Source organism: Variovorax sp. LjRoot130 (genome assembly GCF_964253755.1).
GTDB lineage: Bacteria > Pseudomonadota > Gammaproteobacteria > Burkholderiales > Burkholderiaceae_C > Variovorax.
This window is the reverse complement of sequence record NZ_CAXURM020000001.1, coordinates 4,443,799-4,462,524: the sequence shown is the minus strand read 5'-3', so window position 1 is coordinate 4,462,524 and position 18,726 is coordinate 4,443,799. Positions and strand designations below refer to the sequence as shown.

At 69.5% G+C, this 18,726-nt stretch carries 15 protein-coding genes; 8 read left to right on the top strand and 7 right to left on the bottom strand.

Annotation, left to right across the window (positions count from 1 at the left end):
• Nucleotides 1-5: 5 nt before the first annotated feature.
• From ACSQ86_RS22250 to ACSQ86_RS22225, 6 genes are read right to left on the bottom strand one after another with little or no spacing between them, the layout of a single operon-like run.
• Nucleotides 6-785: an ABC transporter ATP-binding protein gene (locus ACSQ86_RS22250; protein WP_093105932.1), complete on the bottom strand. Its 780-nt coding sequence runs from the start codon at nucleotides 783-785 to the stop codon at nucleotides 6-8.
• Nucleotides 779-1,804, bottom strand: a complete 1,026-nt coding sequence (locus ACSQ86_RS22245) for an ABC transporter permease (RefSeq protein ID WP_436309602.1) — start codon at nucleotides 1,802-1,804, stop codon at nucleotides 779-781. Before ACSQ86_RS22245 ends, ACSQ86_RS22250 begins: the two co-directional genes overlap by 7 nt.
• Nucleotides 1,801-2,799 carry an ABC transporter substrate-binding protein gene (locus tag ACSQ86_RS22240; protein WP_436305092.1) on the bottom strand — a complete coding sequence of 333 codons (999 nt, stop codon included), beginning with the start codon at nucleotides 2,797-2,799 and terminating at the stop codon, nucleotides 1,801-1,803. The genes ACSQ86_RS22245 and ACSQ86_RS22240 overlap by 4 nt, the downstream gene beginning before the upstream one ends.
• 16 nt (nucleotides 2,800-2,815) lie before the next feature.
• Nucleotides 2,816-3,646, bottom strand: a complete 831-nt coding sequence (locus tag ACSQ86_RS22235; RefSeq protein ID WP_436305091.1) for a class II aldolase/adducin family protein — start codon at nucleotides 3,644-3,646, stop codon at nucleotides 2,816-2,818.
• A gap of 3 nt (nucleotides 3,647-3,649) precedes the next feature.
• Nucleotides 3,650-4,756 carry an LLM class flavin-dependent oxidoreductase gene (locus ACSQ86_RS22230; protein ID WP_436305090.1) on the bottom strand — a complete coding sequence of 369 codons (1,107 nt, stop codon included), beginning with the start codon at nucleotides 4,754-4,756 and terminating at the stop codon, nucleotides 3,650-3,652.
• Between the two features lie 30 nt (nucleotides 4,757-4,786).
• The gene (locus ACSQ86_RS22225; RefSeq protein WP_436305089.1) at nucleotides 4,787-5,797 is read right to left on the bottom strand and encodes an ABC transporter substrate-binding protein; all 1,011 of its coding nucleotides are present in this window, start codon (nucleotides 5,795-5,797) and stop codon (nucleotides 4,787-4,789) included.
• A gap of 138 nt (nucleotides 5,798-5,935) precedes the next feature.
• Here ACSQ86_RS22225 and ACSQ86_RS22220 point away from each other — a divergent pair, with 138 nt between their 5' ends.
• Genes ACSQ86_RS22220 through ACSQ86_RS22195 form a run of 6 tightly spaced genes read left to right on the top strand, consistent with a single transcriptional unit; the run spans nucleotide 5,936 to nucleotide 12,031 of the window.
• Nucleotides 5,936-7,144: an acyl-CoA dehydrogenase family protein gene (locus ACSQ86_RS22220; protein WP_436305088.1), complete on the top strand. Its 1,209-nt coding sequence runs from the start codon at nucleotides 5,936-5,938 to the stop codon at nucleotides 7,142-7,144.
• Nucleotides 7,141-8,100, top strand: a complete 960-nt coding sequence (locus ACSQ86_RS22215) for an ABC transporter substrate-binding protein (protein WP_436305087.1) — start codon at nucleotides 7,141-7,143, stop codon at nucleotides 8,098-8,100. The genes ACSQ86_RS22220 and ACSQ86_RS22215 overlap by 4 nt, the downstream gene beginning before the upstream one ends.
• Nucleotides 8,097-8,693, top strand: a complete 597-nt coding sequence (locus ACSQ86_RS22210) for a cysteine dioxygenase (RefSeq protein WP_436305086.1) — start codon at nucleotides 8,097-8,099, stop codon at nucleotides 8,691-8,693. The genes ACSQ86_RS22215 and ACSQ86_RS22210 overlap by 4 nt, the downstream gene beginning before the upstream one ends.
• Nucleotides 8,690-9,934 (top strand): rhodanese-like domain-containing protein, encoded by a 1,245-nt coding sequence (locus tag ACSQ86_RS22205; RefSeq protein WP_436305085.1) that lies wholly within the window; start codon nucleotides 8,690-8,692, stop codon nucleotides 9,932-9,934. Before ACSQ86_RS22210 ends, ACSQ86_RS22205 begins: the two co-directional genes overlap by 4 nt.
• A gap of 50 nt (nucleotides 9,935-9,984) precedes the next feature.
• The gene (apbC, locus tag ACSQ86_RS22200; protein WP_436305084.1) at nucleotides 9,985-11,076 is read left to right on the top strand and encodes an iron-sulfur cluster carrier protein ApbC; all 1,092 of its coding nucleotides are present in this window, start codon (nucleotides 9,985-9,987) and stop codon (nucleotides 11,074-11,076) included.
• A 10-nt stretch (nucleotides 11,077-11,086) separates the two neighbouring features.
• Nucleotides 11,087-12,031 carry a LysR family transcriptional regulator gene (locus ACSQ86_RS22195; protein WP_436305083.1) on the top strand — a complete coding sequence of 315 codons (945 nt, stop codon included), beginning with the start codon at nucleotides 11,087-11,089 and terminating at the stop codon, nucleotides 12,029-12,031.
• A gap of 330 nt (nucleotides 12,032-12,361) precedes the next feature.
• On the opposite strand, the gene ACSQ86_RS22190 is transcribed toward ACSQ86_RS22195, so the two are convergent.
• On the bottom strand, nucleotides 12,362-13,492 hold the full coding sequence (locus ACSQ86_RS22190; protein ID WP_436305038.1) for an IS110 family transposase: 1,131 nt from the start codon (nucleotides 13,490-13,492) through the stop codon (nucleotides 12,362-12,364).
• A gap of 283 nt (nucleotides 13,493-13,775) precedes the next feature.
• On the opposite strand from ACSQ86_RS22190, the gene ACSQ86_RS22185 reads away from it, so the two are divergent.
• On the top strand, nucleotides 13,776-15,584 hold the full coding sequence (locus tag ACSQ86_RS22185; protein WP_436309601.1) for an NADH-ubiquinone oxidoreductase-F iron-sulfur binding region domain-containing protein: 1,809 nt from the start codon (nucleotides 13,776-13,778) through the stop codon (nucleotides 15,582-15,584).
• A complete protein-coding gene (gene fdhF, locus ACSQ86_RS22180) occupies nucleotides 15,581-18,562 on the top strand; it encodes a formate dehydrogenase subunit alpha (protein WP_436305081.1) in 2,982 nt (993 codons plus the stop codon). The genes ACSQ86_RS22185 and fdhF overlap by 4 nt, the downstream gene beginning before the upstream one ends.
• Nucleotides 18,563-18,726: the final 164 nt, after the last annotated feature.

The window sequence follows — 18,726 nt, the reverse complement described above, 5'->3', positions numbered from 1 at the left end:
GGGATCTACCAGGTCGCATCCAAACCTAGATGACGCAGTGCTTCGTGCCGGAGTTCGGCCAGCCTCGGATGGCCGCGATGACGCGGGTAGGGCAGGTCGACTTCGAGCTGCGCCGTGATGCGCGCCGGCCGGTCGCTCAGCACGATCACCCGATTGGCGAGGAACAACGCCTCTTCGACGTCGTGCGTGACCAGCAGCGCCGAGAAGCCCGTCCGCTGCCACAGGTTGACCAGCTCGCTCTGCATCGCGATGCGCGTCAGCGAGTCGAGCTTGCCCAGCGGCTCGTCGAGCACCAGCAGCTGCGGATCGTTGACCAGCGCCCGCGCCAGCGCGACGCGTTGCGCCATGCCCCCCGAGAGCTGATGGGGAAAGCTCTTCGCGAAGTCGGCAAGGCCCACGAGCCTGAGCGCATCGTCGACGCGCGAACGCTGCGTCTTCAGCAGGCCGCGCGCCTGCAGCCCGAGCGCCACGTTGTCCCACACGTTGCGCCACGGATAGAGCGTCGGGTCTTGGAACACCACGATGCGCGAGGGACCGGGTCGCGCGATGCGCTCGCCGTCCTGCGTGATGCTGCCGGTGGTGGCTGGCTCCAGCCCGGCCACCAGCCGCAGCAGCGTCGACTTGCCGCAGCCGCTGGGCCCCAGCAGCGCGACGAACTCGCCCGGCTGCACCGTGAGGTCGATGCCGTCTAGCACCTGCAGCACGCCGGCCGACAGCTGGAACCAGTGGCCGACGTTGCGCACCTCGATGCGTGCGCCGGCGGTTGTCGTCGCTGCGGCTACCACTTGACCGTCCCCTTCTGCCACGAGAGCGCGCGGTCGCGCACCGCGAACAGCAGCGTGATGAGGCCCGAGCACAGCACCGCCATCAGCAGCAGCGCCGCATACATGTTGGCGTAGGCGGCCCAGCCCTGGGCCCACTGCAGGTACCAGCCGAGGCCGGCCTTCACGCCCATCATCTCGGCCGTGACCAGCACCGAGAACGAAGCGCCGAGCCCCATGAAGAGGCCGACGAAGACCTGCGGCAGGGCAGCCGGCACCGCCACGCGCAGCACCAGGAACCATTCGGGCGCGCCCAGCGTGCGCGCCACGTCGTAGTAGCTCTTGTTGACCGAGGCCACGCCCGACCAGCTCAGCACCGCCACCGGGAAGAAGGTCGCGAGCCCGATCAGGAACACCGCGGCCGCATAGCTCGAGGGCGCGAAGAAGAAGGCCAGCGGCAGCAGCGCCGAGGCCGGCACCGGCCCGAGAAAGCGCAGCAGCGGATGCACCCAGTAGCCGGCGATGCGCGACCAGCCGATCCAGACGCCGGTCGCGAAGCCGACCCCCGCGCCGAGCACGAAGCCGTGCGCCAGCAGGCGCGCCGAATGCGCGGTCGAGAGGCCGAGCCGGCGCCAGTCCTCGTAGGCGACGTCGATCAGGCTTTGCGGCGGGGCGAAGAAGGGCGGTGGCAGCAGGCCCAGCTTGGCGGTCGCCACCTCCCACAGCGCGAGCAGCAGCGGGGCCGCGACCAGCCACTGGCCGGCCGGGCGAAGCACGCGTCCGATGCGGCCGGCGCGCGCGCCGAGCAGCGCGATCGCGAGCAGCAGCAGCGCCACCGCGATCGCGGCGCCGCCGAATTCGGTGGTGAAATTCCAGTCGCTGAAGCCGACCTCCTTGTTGGGCCAGATCAGCGTGACTGCACCGAGCGCGAGCCACGCGGCCGCCGCGACGGTGCCGATGCGCCAAACGCCGGCGAGTACCGGTTCGCGCAACGCACGCGGCTGCGCCGGCGGCGCGTCCAGTACCTGCTCGGCCGTGGTCATGCGAGCACATCCACCGACACGTGGTTCGCGAGCCGCGCCGGATCGGTGTTCTGCTTCAGCACGCCGACCGAGCGGAAGTCGCGCGCATAGAACTCGACCTCGTCGCGCAGGCTTTTGCCCACGGGGTGGTGCCCGTGCGTCAGCGTCCCCAGCAACGCCTGCAGATCCTCGAGCGGCACCTTGGGCGAGTACTTGGCGAAGAGCTTGGCCGACTCGTTCGGGTTCTCGGCCACGAAGTCCGAGGCCTGCACGATCGCACGCACCAATGCCGCGACCACCGGCTTCTCCTTGCGCACCAGCTCGCCGCGCGCGCCGACGATGCAGCAGACCTTGTCCTTGTATTCGCCCGAGAGGTTGGAGGCCAGCTGGACGTAGCGGTCCTTGTTGCGCTTCTCGATCAGGTAGAGCGTCGGGTCGCCGTCGGCGATCGCCTGGATCTCGCCCTTGTTGACCGCGATGTCGAGCAGGTCGGCCGGGTACTGGCGCCAGGTCACATCGCGGTCCGCATCGATGCCGTTCTTCTTCAGCAGGATCGAGAAGAAGTTCTTGCCCGGGCTCGCGATGTCCGAGACGCCGATGGTCTTGCCCTTGAGCTTCTGCAGGTCGGTGATGCCGGCTTCCTTGACGCCCACCAGGCGCACGCAGCCGCCGTGCGAGCTGCCGACGATCTTGACGTCGAAGCCCGACTCGAGCGGCTTCAGCCAGCGATGGATCATGCCCACCGCGGCGTCGGCCTTGGCGGTGGCGAGCGATTCGAGCAGCTGGTCGGTGGAGCCGGTGTAGTTGACCAGGTCCACCTGCAGGCCGTTCTTCTCGAAGAAGCCGCGCTCCTGCGCCACCACCACCGGCGAGAGGCAGAAGGCGGTGGCGTTCCAGGCGAAGCTGAGCTTGCGCGGCTGCGACCAGGCGCGCGAGGCGAGCAGGCCGCTGGATGCGATGGCGGCAGCGGCGCCGCCGGCGCGCAGCACGCGGCGGCGCGAAAAGGATGTGTTCATGGCGAAGGGCCTCGGATCAAAGAAGAAGTTCAGGCTCGGCCTCGACCAGCCCTTCGTAGAGGCTTTCGAAGGCATGCAGCGCGCCTTCGGGCCCGCCGATCTGGCCGTGCGTGTGGCGCGCGACCGCTTCGTCGATGGGATGCGGCGTGCCGGCGGCCTCGGCCAGGAGCTGCGTGTGGCAGGCGTTGTCGAGCGCGATGTACCACCAGGCCGCGGCCTCGACGGTCGGGCCGGCCGTCAGGATGCCGTGGTTCTTGAGGATCGCGCCCTTGCGATCGCCCAGCGCCTTCGCGATGCGCAGCCCCTCGCTCTCGTCGACCACCATGCCGGTGAAATCGTCGAAGAGCGCATGGTCGTCATGGAAGACGCAACTGTCCTGCGTCAGCGTGTCCAGCTTGCGGCCCAGCGTCGACCAGGCCTTGCCGTAGGTCGAATGCGTGTGCGCGGCCGCGATGATCTTCGGGTTGTATTCGTGGATCGCCGCATGGATCGCGAAGGCCGCCTTGTTGAGCGGGCGCTCGCCGATCACTGTCTCGCCCTTCGAATTGACCAGCAGCAGGTCCGACACCTTGATGCGCGAGAAGTGCACGCCCAGCGGGTTGACCCAGAAATGGTCCGTGAGCTGCGGGTCGCGTGCCGTGATGTGGCCTGCCAGCCCCTGCGCAAAGCCGAAGCGCGCGAACAGGCGGAAGGCGCCGGCCAGCCGCTCCTGGCGATGGCGGCGCTCGGCTTCGATGCTGGGGCGTTGCGCAGGCGGATCGAACCAGTATTTCTGCTGCGGGTTCGGATTGAGTTGAAGTTGCTGCGACCTGGCGGCCGGGCGGTCGATGGAAAGAACGGCGCTCATGGCTCAGGCCGCCTTGCGCTGCGCGGCCACACGCTGCGCCACCAGTTCGCGCGTGCGCGGAATCAATTCGCGGCCGTAGTCGATCGCGTCCTCGAGCGGATCGAAGCCGCGGATCAGGAAGGTGGTGACGCCGAGCGCGTGATAGTCGAGTAGCGCATCGGCCACCTGCTCCGGCGTGCCGACCAGCGCGGTGCTGTTCGAGCGTCCGCCGATCTCCTGCGCGACCGCGGTCCACAGCCGCTTGTCGAGCCGCGTGCCATGCTCGGCCGCGGCCAAGAGGCGCTTCGCACCCTCGCTCTGCTGCGGACCGCCGCGGCCGAAGCCCTGCACCACGCGCAGCCGCCGGGTTTCGGTCAGGATGTTGTCGGCGCGCTCCCAGGCCTTGGCTTCGGTCTCGGCCAGGATCGGCCGGAACGAGACCGAGAAGCGCACGTTGCGCCCCTGCTTCGCGGCCTCGGCGCGCACGCGGCCCGTGAGCTCGGCCGCCTGGGCCAGCGATTCGCCCCACAGCGCATAGACGTCGGCATGCTTGCCGGCCACCGGGATCGCGGCTTCCGAGGCGCCGCCGAAATACACCGGCACGTGCGGCCGGCCGTTCAGTGTCTGCACCGGCTTCACTTCGGAGAACGCATCCTTGAAGCGGTAGTGCGCGCCCTCATGGTCGAAAGGCTTGTCGCTGGTCCACACCTTGCGCAGCAGCTCGAGGTACTCGTCGGTGCGCGCATAGCGCTGGTCGTGGTCGAGCCAGTCGCCGTCGCGCTTCTGCTCTTCGTCGGAGCCGCCCGAGATGTAGTGCACGCCAAGCCGTCCGCCGCTGAACTGGTCGAGCGAGGCGAACTGGCGCGCCGCCAGCGTCGGCGCCACGAAGCCGGGGCGGTGCGCCAGCATGAAGTGGATACGCTCGGTGACCGAGGCCGCATAGGCCACGGTCAGCGTGGCGTCGGGGCTGGTCGAGTGGTGCGGCACCAGCACGCGGTCGAAGCCGGCCGCTTCGTGCGCCTGCGCGAAGGCGCGCACGTAGTCGCGGTCGATCGCCGGGCCGCGCGCGGGATGGATTTCCGAGACCTTCTGGGCCTGGATCATGCCGATGAATTCGATGCTGTCGCTCATGGGTGTTTCTTCCTTCGATGCAAAAAGTGGTCAGGCCGGGTTGTTGTTGCGCGAGAGGGCGGCGCCGAAGCTGCGGTCCCACAGCGGCGCCACCTCGGCCGGGCCGTCGAGCACGCCGAGCTTCTGGAAGGTGTCGGCCACCTCCTGGTGGCTGCGCACCGCGGCGCTGGTGACCGGGCCCAGCGCGTAGTCGTTGCTGCGGCCGTTGAAGAGCTCGATCAGGTCGCCCACCGGCACCCGCGTCTCTGCCGACTGCGCCTTCGCGTACTCGAGGTAGTTGCCGTTGGCCCAGGCGTAGGCGCGCTGCAGCCGCAGCAGGAAGTCGGTGATGGCGGCATGGCGCAGCGGCTCGTCCACCGCGCGCGGATTGGCATAGACCGGGAAGTTGCCCGAGAGATAGCCCTTGCCGGTCTTGATGGTGCGCGCGCCGTACTGGGTGCGGGCCAGCTGCCCGTTGTAGCCGTAGATGGCCCAGGCATCGAGGTCGCCGCGCGCGAAGGCCGAGAGGCCGTCCGCCGGACTCAGGTTGATGGGCTGGATGTCGTTGAAGCTGAGCCCGACCTCGGCCAGCTGTTTGCTCAGGTAGTAGTGCGCGGTGGTGGCGCGCACGTAGCCGACGCGCTTGCCCTTGAAGTCGGCGATGGTCTTGATCGGTGCGTCCTTGCGCGCCAGCGTCGCCTGGTTGTTCAGGTCTTCATGGATCACGGCGACGAAGCGCACCTTGGCCTTCTGGCGCGCCGCGAAGGTGGCCGGGATCTCGCTGCCCGAGCCCAGATCCAGCGCATCGCCCTGGATGGCCTCGATGTGGAGCACGCCGTTGTTGAGTTCGCGCCAGTCGATCCTGTAGGGTGTCTTGCCCTGGCCCGATGCCTCGAGCAGCGGGCGCCACAGGCCCTTGTAGGTGCCGATGCGCAGCGTGAGGCCGGAGAGATCGGTGGGCGCGGCGGCCTGTGCCCACGGGCCGGCGGCGCCGAAGGCCGCGGCCGTGCCGGCGGCTTGCAGCCATTGCCGGCGCGACCAGGCAGAAAGGATGGATGTCATGGAAAGCGCTCTTCTCGTGGACCTTGGGGAGGCGTGACCGTAATGCGCGCCGCGGCCGAAGAGAACGCAGAAATGCGAGTTTGGATATGCGGGATTCGTCGTTCCCCGCACGCGGCGCGGCCTTTAAGGTGCCGCACCATGAGTTCTCAAGTCCTGCGCCGCCTGCCGGCCGACCCCGCAACGGACGCCGCGCTGCTGGCCCGCCTGTCCGCCCTGTTTGCCGAGACCGCGGCCGACCACGATAGGAGCGGCGCCTTCCCGCGCGAGAACTTCGCCGAGTTGCAGGCGCAGGGGCTGATCGGCCTGGTCGCGCCGCAGGCGCATGGCGGCGGCGGCGCCTCGCTGGCGGCGGCGCGCCGCGTGCTCGCGGCCGTGGCCTGGGGCGAGCCCGCGACCGCGCTGATCCTCACCATGAGCTGGCTGCAGCAGCATGCGATCGGCCGCACCGACAGCCGCTGGCCGGCCCGCCTGCGCGAGCGCGTGCTGCGCGATGCGGTGCGTGAGGGCGCGCTGATCAATGCCTTGCGCGTGGAGCCTGTACTCGGGTCGCCGGCACGCGGCGGCCTGCCCGCCACCACGGCGCGGCGCGAAGGCGCCCAGTGGAAGATCAACGGCCACAAGCTCTACACCACCGGCATCGAGGGGCTGACGTGGCTCGCCGTCTGGGCCCGCACCGACGACGAGGCGGCGCCGCGCACCGGCTTCTTCCTGGTGCCGCGCGGCGCGCCCGGCATTCGCGTGGTGGCCAGCTGGGACCACCTGGGCCTGCGCGCCTCGGGCAGCCACGAGGTGCTGTTCGAGGAGGTCGCGATCCCGCTCGATCACGCGGTCGATCTGCGCGCGCCGGCCGAGTGGGCGCCCGATGCCGGCAGCCAGACCGACATCGACGCTCATGCCACGCAGCACGCCTGGATGGTGGTGCTCTTGGGCACGCTCTACGACGCCGCGGCGCGTGCCGCGCGCGACTGGCTCGTCGGCTTCCTGAACCGGCGCGCGCCGAGCTCGCTGGGCGCCTCGCTCGCCAGCCTGCCGCGCGTGCAGGAACACGTGGGCGAGATCGAGGCCCTGCTGCGCAGCAACCGCGTGCTGCTTGATCAGGCCACGGCCGAGGTCGACGCCGGCCATGCGCCGGCCGCCACCGACAGCGGCCTCTTGAAGTACACGGTCACGAACAACGCCATCCGCGCCGTCGAGCTGGCGCTGCAGCTCACCGGCAACCACGGCCTGGCGCGGCAGAACCCGCTGGAGCGCCACTACCGCGACGTGCTGTGCAGCCGCATCCATACGCCGCAGAACGATGCGATCCTGGTGGGCGCGGGCAAGGCGGCGCTGGGAGTGCGTTCATGAGCTCGCGCCGTCACTTGCTCAAGCAGGGCGTCGCACTCTCGCTGGCCGGCCCGCTGAGCGCGCTGGCGCAAGGCAGCGCGCCCACGACCCTGGTGCTCGGCGACCAGGCCGGCGGCCTGCGTGCCTTGTTCGAAGCTTCGCGTGCACTCGAAGGCGCACCCTTCCAGTACCGCTGGGCCAACTTCCAGGGCGCCGCGCCGCTGTTCGAAGCCCAGCGCAGCGCGGCCGTCGACACGGCGGTCGCGGGCGACCTGCCGGTGCTCGCCGCGGCTGTGGGCAGGACGCCGCTCAAGATCGTCGCCACGCGCGTCGGCAAGCCCGAGGCGCTGGGGATCGTGGTGCAGCCCGACTCGCCGCTGCGCCGCGTGGCCGACCTGCGCGGCCAGAGCGTGGTGGTGTCGTCCGCGCGCGGCAGCATCTCGCAGTACCAGCTCTACGGCGCACTCGAAGAGGCGGGCGTGAAGCGCGAGGAGGCCAACCTGCGCTTCGTGCTGCCGACCGATGCGGCGGCCGCCTTCGCCTCGCGCCAGATCGACGCCTGGGCCATCTTCGATCCCTACTACGCGATCGCGCTGCAGCAGGGCGGGCGCATCCTGCGCGACGGCCGCGGCATCAACACCGCGCTGGCCTTCATCACCGCGAGCGAGTCGGCGCTGGCCGACGCCGCCAAGCGCGCGGCCATCGCCGATTTCCTGCAGCGGCTGGGCCGCGCCGGCGAATGGGCCAAGGCCAACGCCGAGGCCTATGCCAAGGTCTATGCGGAACTCACGCGGCTGCCGCTGGAGACCTCGCGCACCATCACCGCGCGCGCGGCCGTGACGGGCCGGCCCGTCAGCGAGGCCGACATCGTCGCGCTGCAGGCCGTGGCCGACCGCTCGGCGCGCGACGGCATCCTGCCGCTGCGCGTGGACGTGCGGGCCATCACCGACACGCGGGTCTGGAAGCCGGCAGCGTGAGCGCGCTGGCGCCGCTGCGCGAGTTCGTGGTCGATTTCGGCCGCCTGCTCGATACGCATCCCGGCGAACCGCGCATCCTGGAGGAGGGCGGTGCGCTGCTGCGCCGGCTGGTGGCGCGCGACGACTGGCTGCCCGATGCCTATGCCCGGCCGCACCCCGAGCGCTACCAGCAGTTCCTGCTGCATGCCGACTCGACCGAGCGCTTCTCGGTCGTCAGCTTCGTCTGGGGCCCGGGCCAGGCCACGCCGGTGCACGACCACACGGTGTGGGGGCTGATCGGCATGCTGCGCGGGGCCGAGTACAGCCAGGCCTACCGCGAGCGACATGGCGAGCTGCGCCCCGAGGGCGAGCCCTCGTGGCTTGCGCCGGGCGACGTGGAGGCCGTGTCGCCTCGCATCGGCGACGTGCACCGCGTGCACAACGCCTACGACGACCGCGTGTCGATCAGCATCCATGTCTACGGCGCCAACATCGGTGCGGTGCGGCGCCATACTTACCCTGCGGGCGGCGGGCGCAAGCCCTTCGTCTCCGGCTACTCGAATACGCAACTGCCCAATCTCTGGGACCGATCCGCCGAACTTCACCATCCATGACTGCCACGCTGTCCTTTGTCGCCGTGCGCGCCCACCTGCTTGCGGGCGACGAGATCGCCTTGCTCGACGTGCGCGAGGAAGACCCCTTCGCACAGGCCCATCCGCTGTGGGCCGCGAACCTGCCGCTGTCGCGCATCGAGCTCGATGCCTGGCGCCGCATTCCGCGCCGCGACACGCTGATCGTGGTCTATGGCGAGCACGAGGGCATCGACCTCGCGCCGCTCGCGGACGAGCGACTGCAAGCGCTCGGCTACACGCGCGTGCATTTGCTTGAAGGCGGACTCGAGGGTTGGCGCCAAGCCGGCGGCGAGCTGTTCCGCGACGTCAACGTGCCGAGCAAGGCCTTCGGCGAACTGGTCGAGCATGAGCGCCATACGCCCTCGCTCGCGGCCGAGGAGGTGAAGGCGCTGATCGATGCCAAGGCCGACGTGGTGGTGCTGGACGCGCGCCGCTTCGACGAATACCAGACCATGAGCATCCCCACCGCGACCAGCGTGCCCGGCGCCGAACTCGTGCTGCGCGTGCGCGAGCTCGCCCCCGATCCGGCCACGCGCGTGATCGTCAACTGCGCGGGCCGCACGCGCAGCATCATCGGCACCCAGTCGCTGGTGAATGCGGGCATCCCCAATCCGGTGGCGGCGCTGCGCAACGGGACGATTGGCTGGAAGCTGGCAGGGCAGGTGCTCGACCACGGCGCCACGCGCCGGGCGCCCGAAGCAGGTGAAGCGAACCGTGCCGCGGCGCGGGCTTCGGCGAAAGACGTGGCACGGCGTGCCGGCGTGCGTTGGGTCGATCTCCACGCGCTCGCCACCCTCGAAGCGCCTGGCCGCACGCTCTACCGCTTCGACGTGCGCACGCCCGAGGAGTACGAGGCCGGCCACCTGCCCGGCTTCGCGAGCGCGCCGGGCGGGCAGCTGGTGCAGGAGACCGATCACCACGTGCCGGTGCGCGGCGCGCGCATCGTGCTGGCCGATGACGACGGCGTGCGGGCGCCGATGACGGCCTCGTGGCTGGCGCAGATGGGGTGGGAGGTGCATGTGCTGGCGCCGCAGGCCGCGTCGGCGCGCCGTGACAAGGGTCCGGCACCGGCCAAGGCCGCGACGCCTGCGACCGGCCGCTACCGCCGGCCCTACGAAGGCACCGACGCGCCGCCCGAGGCGATGCAGGCCTACCTCGACTGGGAGTTCGGCCTGGTGGCGCAGCTGGAGTCCGACGGCACGCACGGCTTTCGCGTGCTCTGAATAGGCGCCGCGACGCGGCGGACTAGACTATCTGTCATTAGGAGTTACCAATGGCAGTTACCCAGGCGGCGCTCACCGAAGCGCTCAAGACCGTCCTCGACCCCAACACGGGCAAGGACTTCGTCAGCACCAAGGCGCTGAAAAACCTGCAGATCCAGGAGGGCGACGTCTCCTTCGACATCGAGCTCGGCTACCCGGCCAAGAGCCAGATGCCGGCGATGCGCAAGGCGCTGGTGGCCGCGGCCAAGGGCGTGGCCGGCGTGGAGAACGTGTCGGTCAACATCGCGACCAAGGTCATCAGCCATGCCGTGCAGCGCGGCGTGCAGCTGATGCCCAACGTCAAGAACATCATCGCCGTGGCTTCGGGCAAGGGCGGCGTGGGCAAGAGCACCACCGCGGCCAACCTGGCGCTGGCGCTGGCGGCCGAGGGGGCCAGCGTCGGCCTGCTCGATGCCGACATCTACGGCCCGAGCCTGCCCATGATGCTGGGCATCGACCGCCGTCCCGAGAGCGAGGACGGCAAGACCATGGAGCCGCTGGAAAACCACGGCGTGCAGGTGATGTCGATCGGCTTCCTGGTCGACCAGGACGAGGCCATGATCTGGCGCGGCCCGATGGCCACCCAGGCGCTGGAGCAGCTCCTGCGCCAGACCAACTGGAAAGAGCTCGACTACCTGATCGTCGACCTGCCGCCCGGCACCGGCGACATCCAGCTGACGCTCTCGCAGCGCGTGCCGATGACCGGCGCAGTGATCGTGACCACGCCGCAGGACATCGCGCTGCTCGACGCCAAGAAGGGCATCAAGATGTTCGAGAAGGTCGGCGTGCCGATCCTCGGCATCGTCGAGAACATGGCGGTGCACGTGTGCTCGAACTGCGGCCACGTCGAGCACATCTTCGGCGCCGAGGGCGGCAAGAAGATGGCCGCGCAATACAACATGGAGTACCTCGGCGCGCTGCCGCTGGACATCAACATCCGCCTGCAGGCCGACAGCGGCAAGCCGACGGTGGTGGCCGATCCCGACGGCGAGGTGGCGGGCATCTACAAGTCGGTGGCGCGCCGCGTGGCGGTCGGCATTGCCGAAAAGGCGAAGGATTTCTCGGCCAAGTTCCCGACCATCACGGTCAGCAAGAACACCTGATCAAGCGCTCATGAACCTGCTCGCGTCCATGCGCTACCTCAGCGCGCTGCACGAGCACCGCCACTTCGGCCGCGCCGCGCAGGCCTGCCACATCACGCAGCCGGCCTTGTCGAACGCGCTGCGTGCGCTGGAGGCCGAGTTCGGCGTGGTGATCGTCAAGCGCGGGCGCACCTATTCCGGGCTGACGCACGAGGGCGAGGCCGTGCTGGCCGCGGCCCACCGCATGCTGCACGAGAACGAGGTGTTGCAGCAGCTGCTCAAGAGCGAAGAAGACCGTCCGCGCGGCAACCTGCGCATGGCCGCGGTGCCGACCGCGATGCCGATGCTGGCGCGCTTCGCGGGACGGCTGCGGGCGCGCCATCCGGGCATCGTGCCGACGGTGCTGTCGATGAGTTCGCTCGAGCTCGAAACCGGGCTGGAAAACCTGTCGCTCGACCTGGCCCTCGGCTACACCGAGCGCATGCGAAGCGGCGAGGTCAAGCTCACGGCCTGGCCGCAGAGCATCGAGCACTATTACCTGGTGCGCCGGTCGGCGAGCGCCGACCAGCCGGCGCTGCAGTTCGGCGCGCCCATCGCCTGGGCAGAAGCGGGGCGGCTGCCCCTGTGCCTGCTGACGCCGGAAATGCACAACCGCTCCATCGTCGACCAGGCCTTCGCCGATGCCGGCGTCACCGTGAAGCCGGCCATCGAGACCAATTCGGTGCTGACGCTGGCGCTCAGCGTGAGCGCCGGGGACGTTTGCGCCGTGCTGCCCGGCGGCATGGTCGATGCCGTGCGCAGCCACGGCGAACTGGAGGCGCTGCCGCTGGTGGCGCCGGAGGTGCGCACGCCGATCGGCTTCATGACGCAGACGGCCGTGCGGCCCTCGCGCGCCCTCGATGCGGCGCTGGCGCTGGTCCAGAGCCCGGCCTGGCAGCAGGAAGTCGCGGCGCACAGCGGAGCACTGCGCGGCTGATATGGCTTGATCCTGTCAAGAGCGCAAGCCCATCTCTCCGGGTTCCGGATTGCAGAATTCGTTCGCGAATGCCGGATGGGGAACGCGACGGAGCCGGGTGCGTGAGCGACGGTTGATCATGCTGATATGCGTGGATTGGCTACCGACAGTTCATGTATTCGTCGCGGGGCTGCCTGCTTTCTAGGGTCTGCGGTTGGTCACTTGCGTGGCTGCGCAATAGCCGCGCCGAGGATTCCCCTGTGGCCGTGGCTGCGCCGCGTTCCCGATCCGGCCTCAAAGAGGTTGTTCGATAGGCGCCTCCTTCGCGTTGCTTGCCATGTCATCGCGGGTTCACGTCGAGGCAGGCGGCGTCACCTCGCGCGCAATGGCCCACACGAAGCCCGAGAGTTCGCGCGCGATGGCCACCACGATCTTGTTGTGCGGCATGCGCCGCGCGGCCAGCCGCTTGAAGCGCGCGCACAGCCGCAACTGCGCCGTCCAGGCGATGTCGGTCACGGCCTTGGGCAACTCCGACTGGCGCCTGGCGATGACCGCACTGACCCGCGCCGGGTAGCGGTACTGGTGCGCCACTTCCACCAGCATGCGCCGCGCCGCCGAGTTGCCGGCCTTGGTGATGGCACCCTGTCGGCGGCGCTGGCCGCTGGAACTCTCGCTGGGCACCAGGCCCAGGTAGGCCATCAACAGGCGCGGGTTGGCGAAGCGGTGGAAGTCCTGGATCTCGGCCACCAGCGTGATCGCGGCGATGAGCTGCACACCGCGCAGCGCCTGCAGCGCGGCCACCACCGGCGCCAGCGACCAGCCCGCCAGCGCATCGCGCAGCGACTGCTCCAGGCGTGCGATGCGCGCCCCCGACTCGCTCACCGCGTGCAGGTACTCCTGGAAGGCGATCTGCTGCGCGGCGTGCGGCAGCGCCATGCTGGCCAGCCAGCGCAGATGCGCCGCCGTCCAGGCGCTCTTGCCCGCGTACACCACGCCGCTGCGCAACAGCAGCGCCTTCAGGCGGTGGCGCGCGTTGCGCTGTTCCCGCACCGCGTCCTCGCGGGCGCGCACCAGATCGCGCAGCGCCTCGTCCACGGCGTCCGGCACGCGCACGGCACTGAGTTCACCTGCGCGTGCCAGGCGCGCCAGCATCAAGGCGTCGCGGCGGTCGGTCTTCACCCGATCACCCGAGCGCTTGGGGATGGACGAGGGCGCCACCACCTCGCAGTGGTAGCCCAGTGCGGCGAGGTGGCGCTGCAGCACGAAGCCGCAGGGGCCCGCTTCGTAGACGACATGTAGGCAATGGCCCCGGCTGACCAGGCGGCGCAGGGCCTTGGTGACGGCACCGACGCCGCCGGCGACCGCGCCCAAATGGCGCACTTCGCCGTCACGGCCGGCCTCGGCCAGGGCGATGTCGATACTGTCCTTGTGGACGTCTAGGCCAACGTAAACGGTGGCCGCAGTGGTGGTAGATTGACTCATGGCCCGTCTCCTTGCTCGTTGACACGCTGTCCGCCCCTCGGGGTGCAGCGTTGTGGCTCGGCGCACCCACGGTGCGCAACCCACGGTAGTCCTGGAGACGGGCCACCTCAACGGCTCAAGCCATTCTGTCTAGTTAAGTAGTTAGGTGCTTAGGTGCGCCGCATCATTTCTTTATTGAATCGCCCCATGTGCGGATTCAATTTGCCGAAAACCGCAAGCGGGGCGACAGTCGGGCAGGCCGTGCCTTCGCGCGGCCGGACAGTCCGCAACAACGGCCGAGGCAATGAACTACCCAGGCACCCACAACGCCGTCCAGGCGATCCCGCTCGCGACCCCCGATCAACTGCGCGAGCGCATCCGCCGCAAGAGCAAGCTCAAGGGCCGGCAGCCCGAGACCGAAGCGCTGGCGGAGGTGCGCGCACTCATCGGCCCGCGGCCCGATGACGGCTGGCGGCGCGACCTGCTGATCGAGCAGCTGCACCTGCTCAACGATGCGCACGGCGGGCTGCACGACCGCCACCTGGTGGCGCTGGCCTCGCTCATCAACGTTCCGATGGCCGAGGTCTACGAGGTTGCGACCTTCTATCACCACTTCGAAGTGCTGCGCGGCGACGAGCAGGCACCCGGGCTCACGATCCGCGTGTGCGATGGCCTGGCCTGCGAGCTGGCCGGCGCACAGGACCTGCTCGCGCGGCTGCCTGCGCTGCTGGGCGCGGCGGGCCGCGACGACGTGCGCGTGATCTCCGCGCCCTGCATCGGCCGCTGCGAGCAGGCGCCGGCCGCGGCGGTGCACCAGCGCGCCGTGCCGCTGGCGACCACCGACCGGCTGCTGCAGGCGCTGGACGCCAGGCCGTCAGCGCCCGAGACCTTCAACTTCGTGCCGGCGGCGCTGGCCGAGAAAAGCGTCTCGCCGCCGCCCGAAGGGATCGCGGAGATCCCCGCCTTCACGGACTACGCCACCTACCGCGCCAACGGCGGCTATGCGCTCGCGGCCGCGCTGGTCAACGGCGAAGAGGACGCCGAGGCCGTGCTCCGCGCGATGGAAGACTCGGGCCTGCGCGGCCTCGGCGGCGCGGGCTTTCCGGCCGGGCGCAAGTGGCGCATCGTGCGCGAGCAGCCGGCGCCGAAACTCATGGCGGTGAACATCGACGAGGGCGAGCCCGGTACCTTCAAGGACCGTACCTACCTCGAGCGCGATCCGCATCGCTTCCTCGAAGGGCTGCTGGTGGCCGCGCAGGTCGTGGGCACCGAGGCCTGCTACATCTACCTGCGCGACGAATACCACGACTGCCGCCGGCTGCTCGAGGCCGAGCTGGCCAAGCTCAAGGCCGACCCGCCCTGCACGCTGCCGCGCATCGAGCTGCGGCGCGGCGCCGGCGCCTACATCTGCGGCGAGGAGTCCGCGATGATCGAGAGCATCGAAGGCAAGCGTGGTGAGCCGCGCATGCGCCCGCCCTACATCGCGCAGGTCGGCCTGTTCGGCCGGCCGACGCTGGAGCACAACTTCGAGACGCTCTACTGGGTGCGCGACATCGTCGAGAAAGGCCCGCAGTGGTTCAGCGGCTTCGGCCGCCACGGGCGCAAGGGGCTGCGCAGCTTCAGCGTGAGCGGGCGCGTCAAGAACCCCGGCGTCAAGCTCGCACCGGCGGGCATCACGGTGCAGGAGCTGATCGACGAATACTGCGGTGGCATGCTGCACGGCCACACGCTTTACGGCTATCTGCCCGGCGGCGCCTCGGGCGGCATCCTGCCGGCGCGCATGAACGACATCCCGCTGGATTTCGACACGCTGCAGCCTTACGGCTGCTTCATCGGCTCGGCCGCCGTGATGGTGCTGAGCCAGCACGATCGCGCGCGCGATGCGGCGCTGAACATGATGCGCTTCTTCGAACACGAGAGCTGCGGCCAGTGCACGCCCTGCCGCGTCGGCACCGCCAAGGCGGCGGCGCTGATGCAGGCGCCGGTGTGGGACAACGCCACGCTGGAAGACCTCGCGCAGGTCATGGGAGATGCATCGATCTGCGGGCTGGGGCAGGCCGCGCCCAATCCGATCCGCTGCATCCAGAAGTACTTCCCCGAGGAGATCGCGTGAACGCTCCCACACGACTTGCCGAAGTGATTCCGCAGACCATCGAGTTCAAGCTCGACGGCCGCGCCGTCCAGGCCTTCGAAGGCGAAACCATTCTTCAGGCCGCGCAGCGCCACGGCGTCGATATCCCGCACCTTTGCTACAAGGAGGGCCTGCGCCCCGACGGCAACTGCCGCGCCTGCGTGGTCGAGGTGAAGGGCGAGCGCACGCTCGCGCCGAGCTGCTGCCGCAATGCGACGGCGGGCATGGAGGTGCAGGCCCGCAGCGAGCGGGCGCTGAAGAGCCAGAAGATGGTGGTCGAGATGCTCTTGTCCGATATGCCGGACCGCGGGTACAAGTGGAACGACGAGGCGGCGGCGAAGGCTGCGAGCCCCCACCCCAACCCTCCCCCAAAGGGGGAGGGGGCGAGTCCGGAGTTGCTCCCTTCCCCTCTGGGGGAGGGTGGGGGCTTCCCCGTCGGCCAGCACGGCGAGCTCAGCGAATGGGCCGAACGCCTCGGAATCTCCGTCCGCCCCGAGCTCAAGGCCCTGCGCCGCGAGCAACCGAAGGCCGATGTCTCGCACCCCGCGATGGCCGTCAACCTCGACGCCTGCATCCAGTGCAACCGCTGCGTGCGTGCCTGCCGCGAGGAGCAGGTCAACGACGTGATCGGCTACGCGATGCGCGGCGGGGATTCGAAGATCGTGTTCGACCTCGACGACCCGATGGGCGACAGCACCTGCGTGGCCTGCGGCGAATGCGTGCAGGCCTGCCCGACCGGCGCCTTGATGCCCAAGAGCCAGATCGGCTCGCAGCAGGTCGACCGCAAGGTCGATTCGGTCTGCCCCTTCTGCGGCGTGGGTTGCCTGATCACCTACAACGTCAAGGACGAGAAGATCGTCAGCGTCGACGGCCGCGACGGCCCGGCCAACCACAGCCGACTCTGCGTCAAGGGCCGCTTCGGCTTCGACTATGCGCACCATCCGCAGCGCCTGACCAAGCCGCTGATCCGCAAGCCCGGCGTGCCCAAGGACTTCAACGACGCACCGCGGCCCGGCGACTGGCACGACGCCTTCCGCGAGGCCAGCTGGGAAGAGGCGCTCGCGCTCACCGCGGGCAAGCTCAAGAGCCTGCGCGACACGCACGGCAAGAAGGCGCTGGCCGGCTTCGGCTCGGCCAAGGGCAGCAACGAAGAGGCCTACCTGTTCCAGAAGCTGGTGCGCACCGGCTTCGGCAGCAACAACGTCGACCATTGCACGCGGCTGTGCCATGCCTCCAGCGTGGCGGCGCTGCTCGAAGGCGTGGGTTCGGGCGCGGTGAGCAACCAGGTCAACGACGTGGAGCATGCGGACCTGATCTTCATCATCGGCTCCAACCCGACCGCCAACCATCCGGTGGCCGCCACCTGGATGAAGAACGCCGCCAAGCGCGGCGCGAAGATCGTGCTGGCCGACCCGCGCGTCACCGACATCGGCCGACACGCCTGGCGCACGCTGCAGTTCAAGGCCGACACCGACGTCGCGATGCTCAATGCGCTGATCCACGCGGTGATCGACGAGGGCCTGGTCGACGAGGCCTTCGTGCGCGACCGCGCCAGCAACTTCGAGGCGCTGCGCGAGAACGTCAAGGGCTACAGCCCCGAGGCGATGGCGCCGATCTGCGGCATTCCGGCCGAGACGCTGCGCGAAGTGGCGCGGGCCTTCGCCAAGGCCAAGGGCGCGATGGTGTTGTGGGGCATGGGCATCAGCCAGCACGTGCACGGCACCGACAACGCGCGCTGCCTGATCGCGCTGGTCACGGTCACCGGCCAGATCGGCAAGCCCGGCTCGGGCCTGCATCCGCTGCGCGGGCAGAACAACGTGCAGGGCGCGAGCGATGCGGGGCTGATCCCGATGATGTTCCCCAACTACCAGCGCGTCGACAACCCGGGCGTGCACGCTTGGTTCGAGAACTTCTGGGGCATGCCGCTCGACGAGAAGCCGGGCTACACGGTGGTCGAGATCATGCACAAGGCGCTGGCGCCGGACAGCGATCCGCACAAGATCCGCGGCATGTACATCATGGGCGAGAACCCCGCGATGAGCGACCCGGACCTCAACCATGCGCGCCATGCGCTCGCGAGCCTGGAACACCTGGTGGTGCAGGACATCTTCATGACCGAGACCGCGTGGCTGGCCGACGTGGTGCTGCCGGCCACTGCCTGGCCCGAGAAGACCGGCACCGTGAGCAACACCGATCGCATGGTGCAGCTTGGCAAGAAGGCGCTCAACCCGCCCGGCGAGGCGAAGCCCGATCTCTGGATCATCCAGCAGATCGCAAAACGCATGGGCTTGGCCTGGAACTACGAGGGCGAGGAGTCCGGCGTGGCCGCCGTCTACGAAGAGATGCGCCAGGCCATGCATGCGGCCATCAGTGGCATCACCTGGGAGCGGCTGCAGCGCGAATCCAGCGTGACCTACCCCTGCCTGGACGCGGACGATCCGGGCCAGCCGACTGTCTTCATCGACGACTTCCCGACCGCCGACGGCCGCGTGAAGCTGGTGCCGGCCGACATCATCCCGGCCGACGAGCGGCCCGATGCCAAGTACCCCTTCGTGCTGATCACCGGGCGCCAGCTCGAGCACTGGCACACCGGCAGCATGACGCGCCGCGCCACCGTGCTCGATGCGCTGGAGCCGATGGCCACGGCGTCGATGAACCAGAGCGACCTGGAGACCCTGGGCCTCCAGGCGGGCGACGTGGTCACGATCCGCTCGCGCCGCGGCGAGGTGGCGATCCACGTGCGCCGCGACGACGGCACGCCGAACGGCGCGGTGTTCGTGCCCTTCGCCTACTACGAGGCGGCAGCCAACCTGATGACCAATGCGGCGCTCGATCCCATGGGCAAGATCCCGGAGTTCAAGTACTGCGCGGTGCAGGTGCTGCGCGGCGGCGTGCCGGTGGCGGCCGCGGGCTATGGAACCGGGGCGGTGGCAACGGTGGAAACGGCGACGGCGCATTGAAAAGCGGCATCGTGATGTGACATTTTTGGCATAGCGAGCGTCTTTCTGACGCCGGACGTCGCACTGCGGGCACGCATGCCAGGCGCGGCCCTGCGCGAGGACCTGGCTCGAGTGACTGGCATATATGTTGCTGGCCGTAACTTATCCAGCACATCACAACGCCA

Excerpts from the sequence above, each read along its gene's own strand:
- ACSQ86_RS22230 (WP_436305090.1), bottom strand. The coding sequence starts at position 4,756 with ATGAGCGACAGCATCGAATTCATCGGCATGATCCAGGCCCAGAAGGTC.
- ACSQ86_RS22245 (WP_436309602.1), bottom strand. The coding sequence starts at position 1,804 with ATGACCACGGCCGAGCAGGTACTGGACGCGCCGCCGGCGCAGCCGCGT.
- ACSQ86_RS22215 (WP_436305087.1), top strand. The coding sequence starts at position 7,141 with ATGAGCTCGCGCCGTCACTTGCTCAAGCAGGGCGTCGCACTCTCGCTG.
- ACSQ86_RS22185 (WP_436309601.1), top strand. The coding sequence starts at position 13,776 with ATGAACTACCCAGGCACCCACAACGCCGTCCAGGCGATCCCGCTCGCG.
- ACSQ86_RS22205 (WP_436305085.1), top strand. The coding sequence starts at position 8,690 with ATGACTGCCACGCTGTCCTTTGTCGCCGTGCGCGCCCACCTGCTTGCG.
- ACSQ86_RS22190 (WP_436305038.1), bottom strand. The coding sequence starts at position 13,492 with ATGAGTCAATCTACCACCACTGCGGCCACCGTTTACGTTGGCCTAGAC.
- ACSQ86_RS22225 (WP_436305089.1), bottom strand. The coding sequence starts at position 5,797 with ATGACATCCATCCTTTCTGCCTGGTCGCGCCGGCAATGGCTGCAAGCC.
- ACSQ86_RS22235 (WP_436305091.1), bottom strand. The coding sequence starts at position 3,646 with ATGAGCGCCGTTCTTTCCATCGACCGCCCGGCCGCCAGGTCGCAGCAA.
- apbC (WP_436305084.1), top strand. The coding sequence starts at position 9,985 with ATGGCAGTTACCCAGGCGGCGCTCACCGAAGCGCTCAAGACCGTCCTC.
- ACSQ86_RS22195 (WP_436305083.1), top strand. The coding sequence starts at position 11,087 with ATGAACCTGCTCGCGTCCATGCGCTACCTCAGCGCGCTGCACGAGCAC.
- ACSQ86_RS22220 (WP_436305088.1), top strand. The coding sequence starts at position 5,936 with ATGAGTTCTCAAGTCCTGCGCCGCCTGCCGGCCGACCCCGCAACGGAC.
- ACSQ86_RS22240 (WP_436305092.1), bottom strand. The coding sequence starts at position 2,799 with ATGAACACATCCTTTTCGCGCCGCCGCGTGCTGCGCGCCGGCGGCGCC.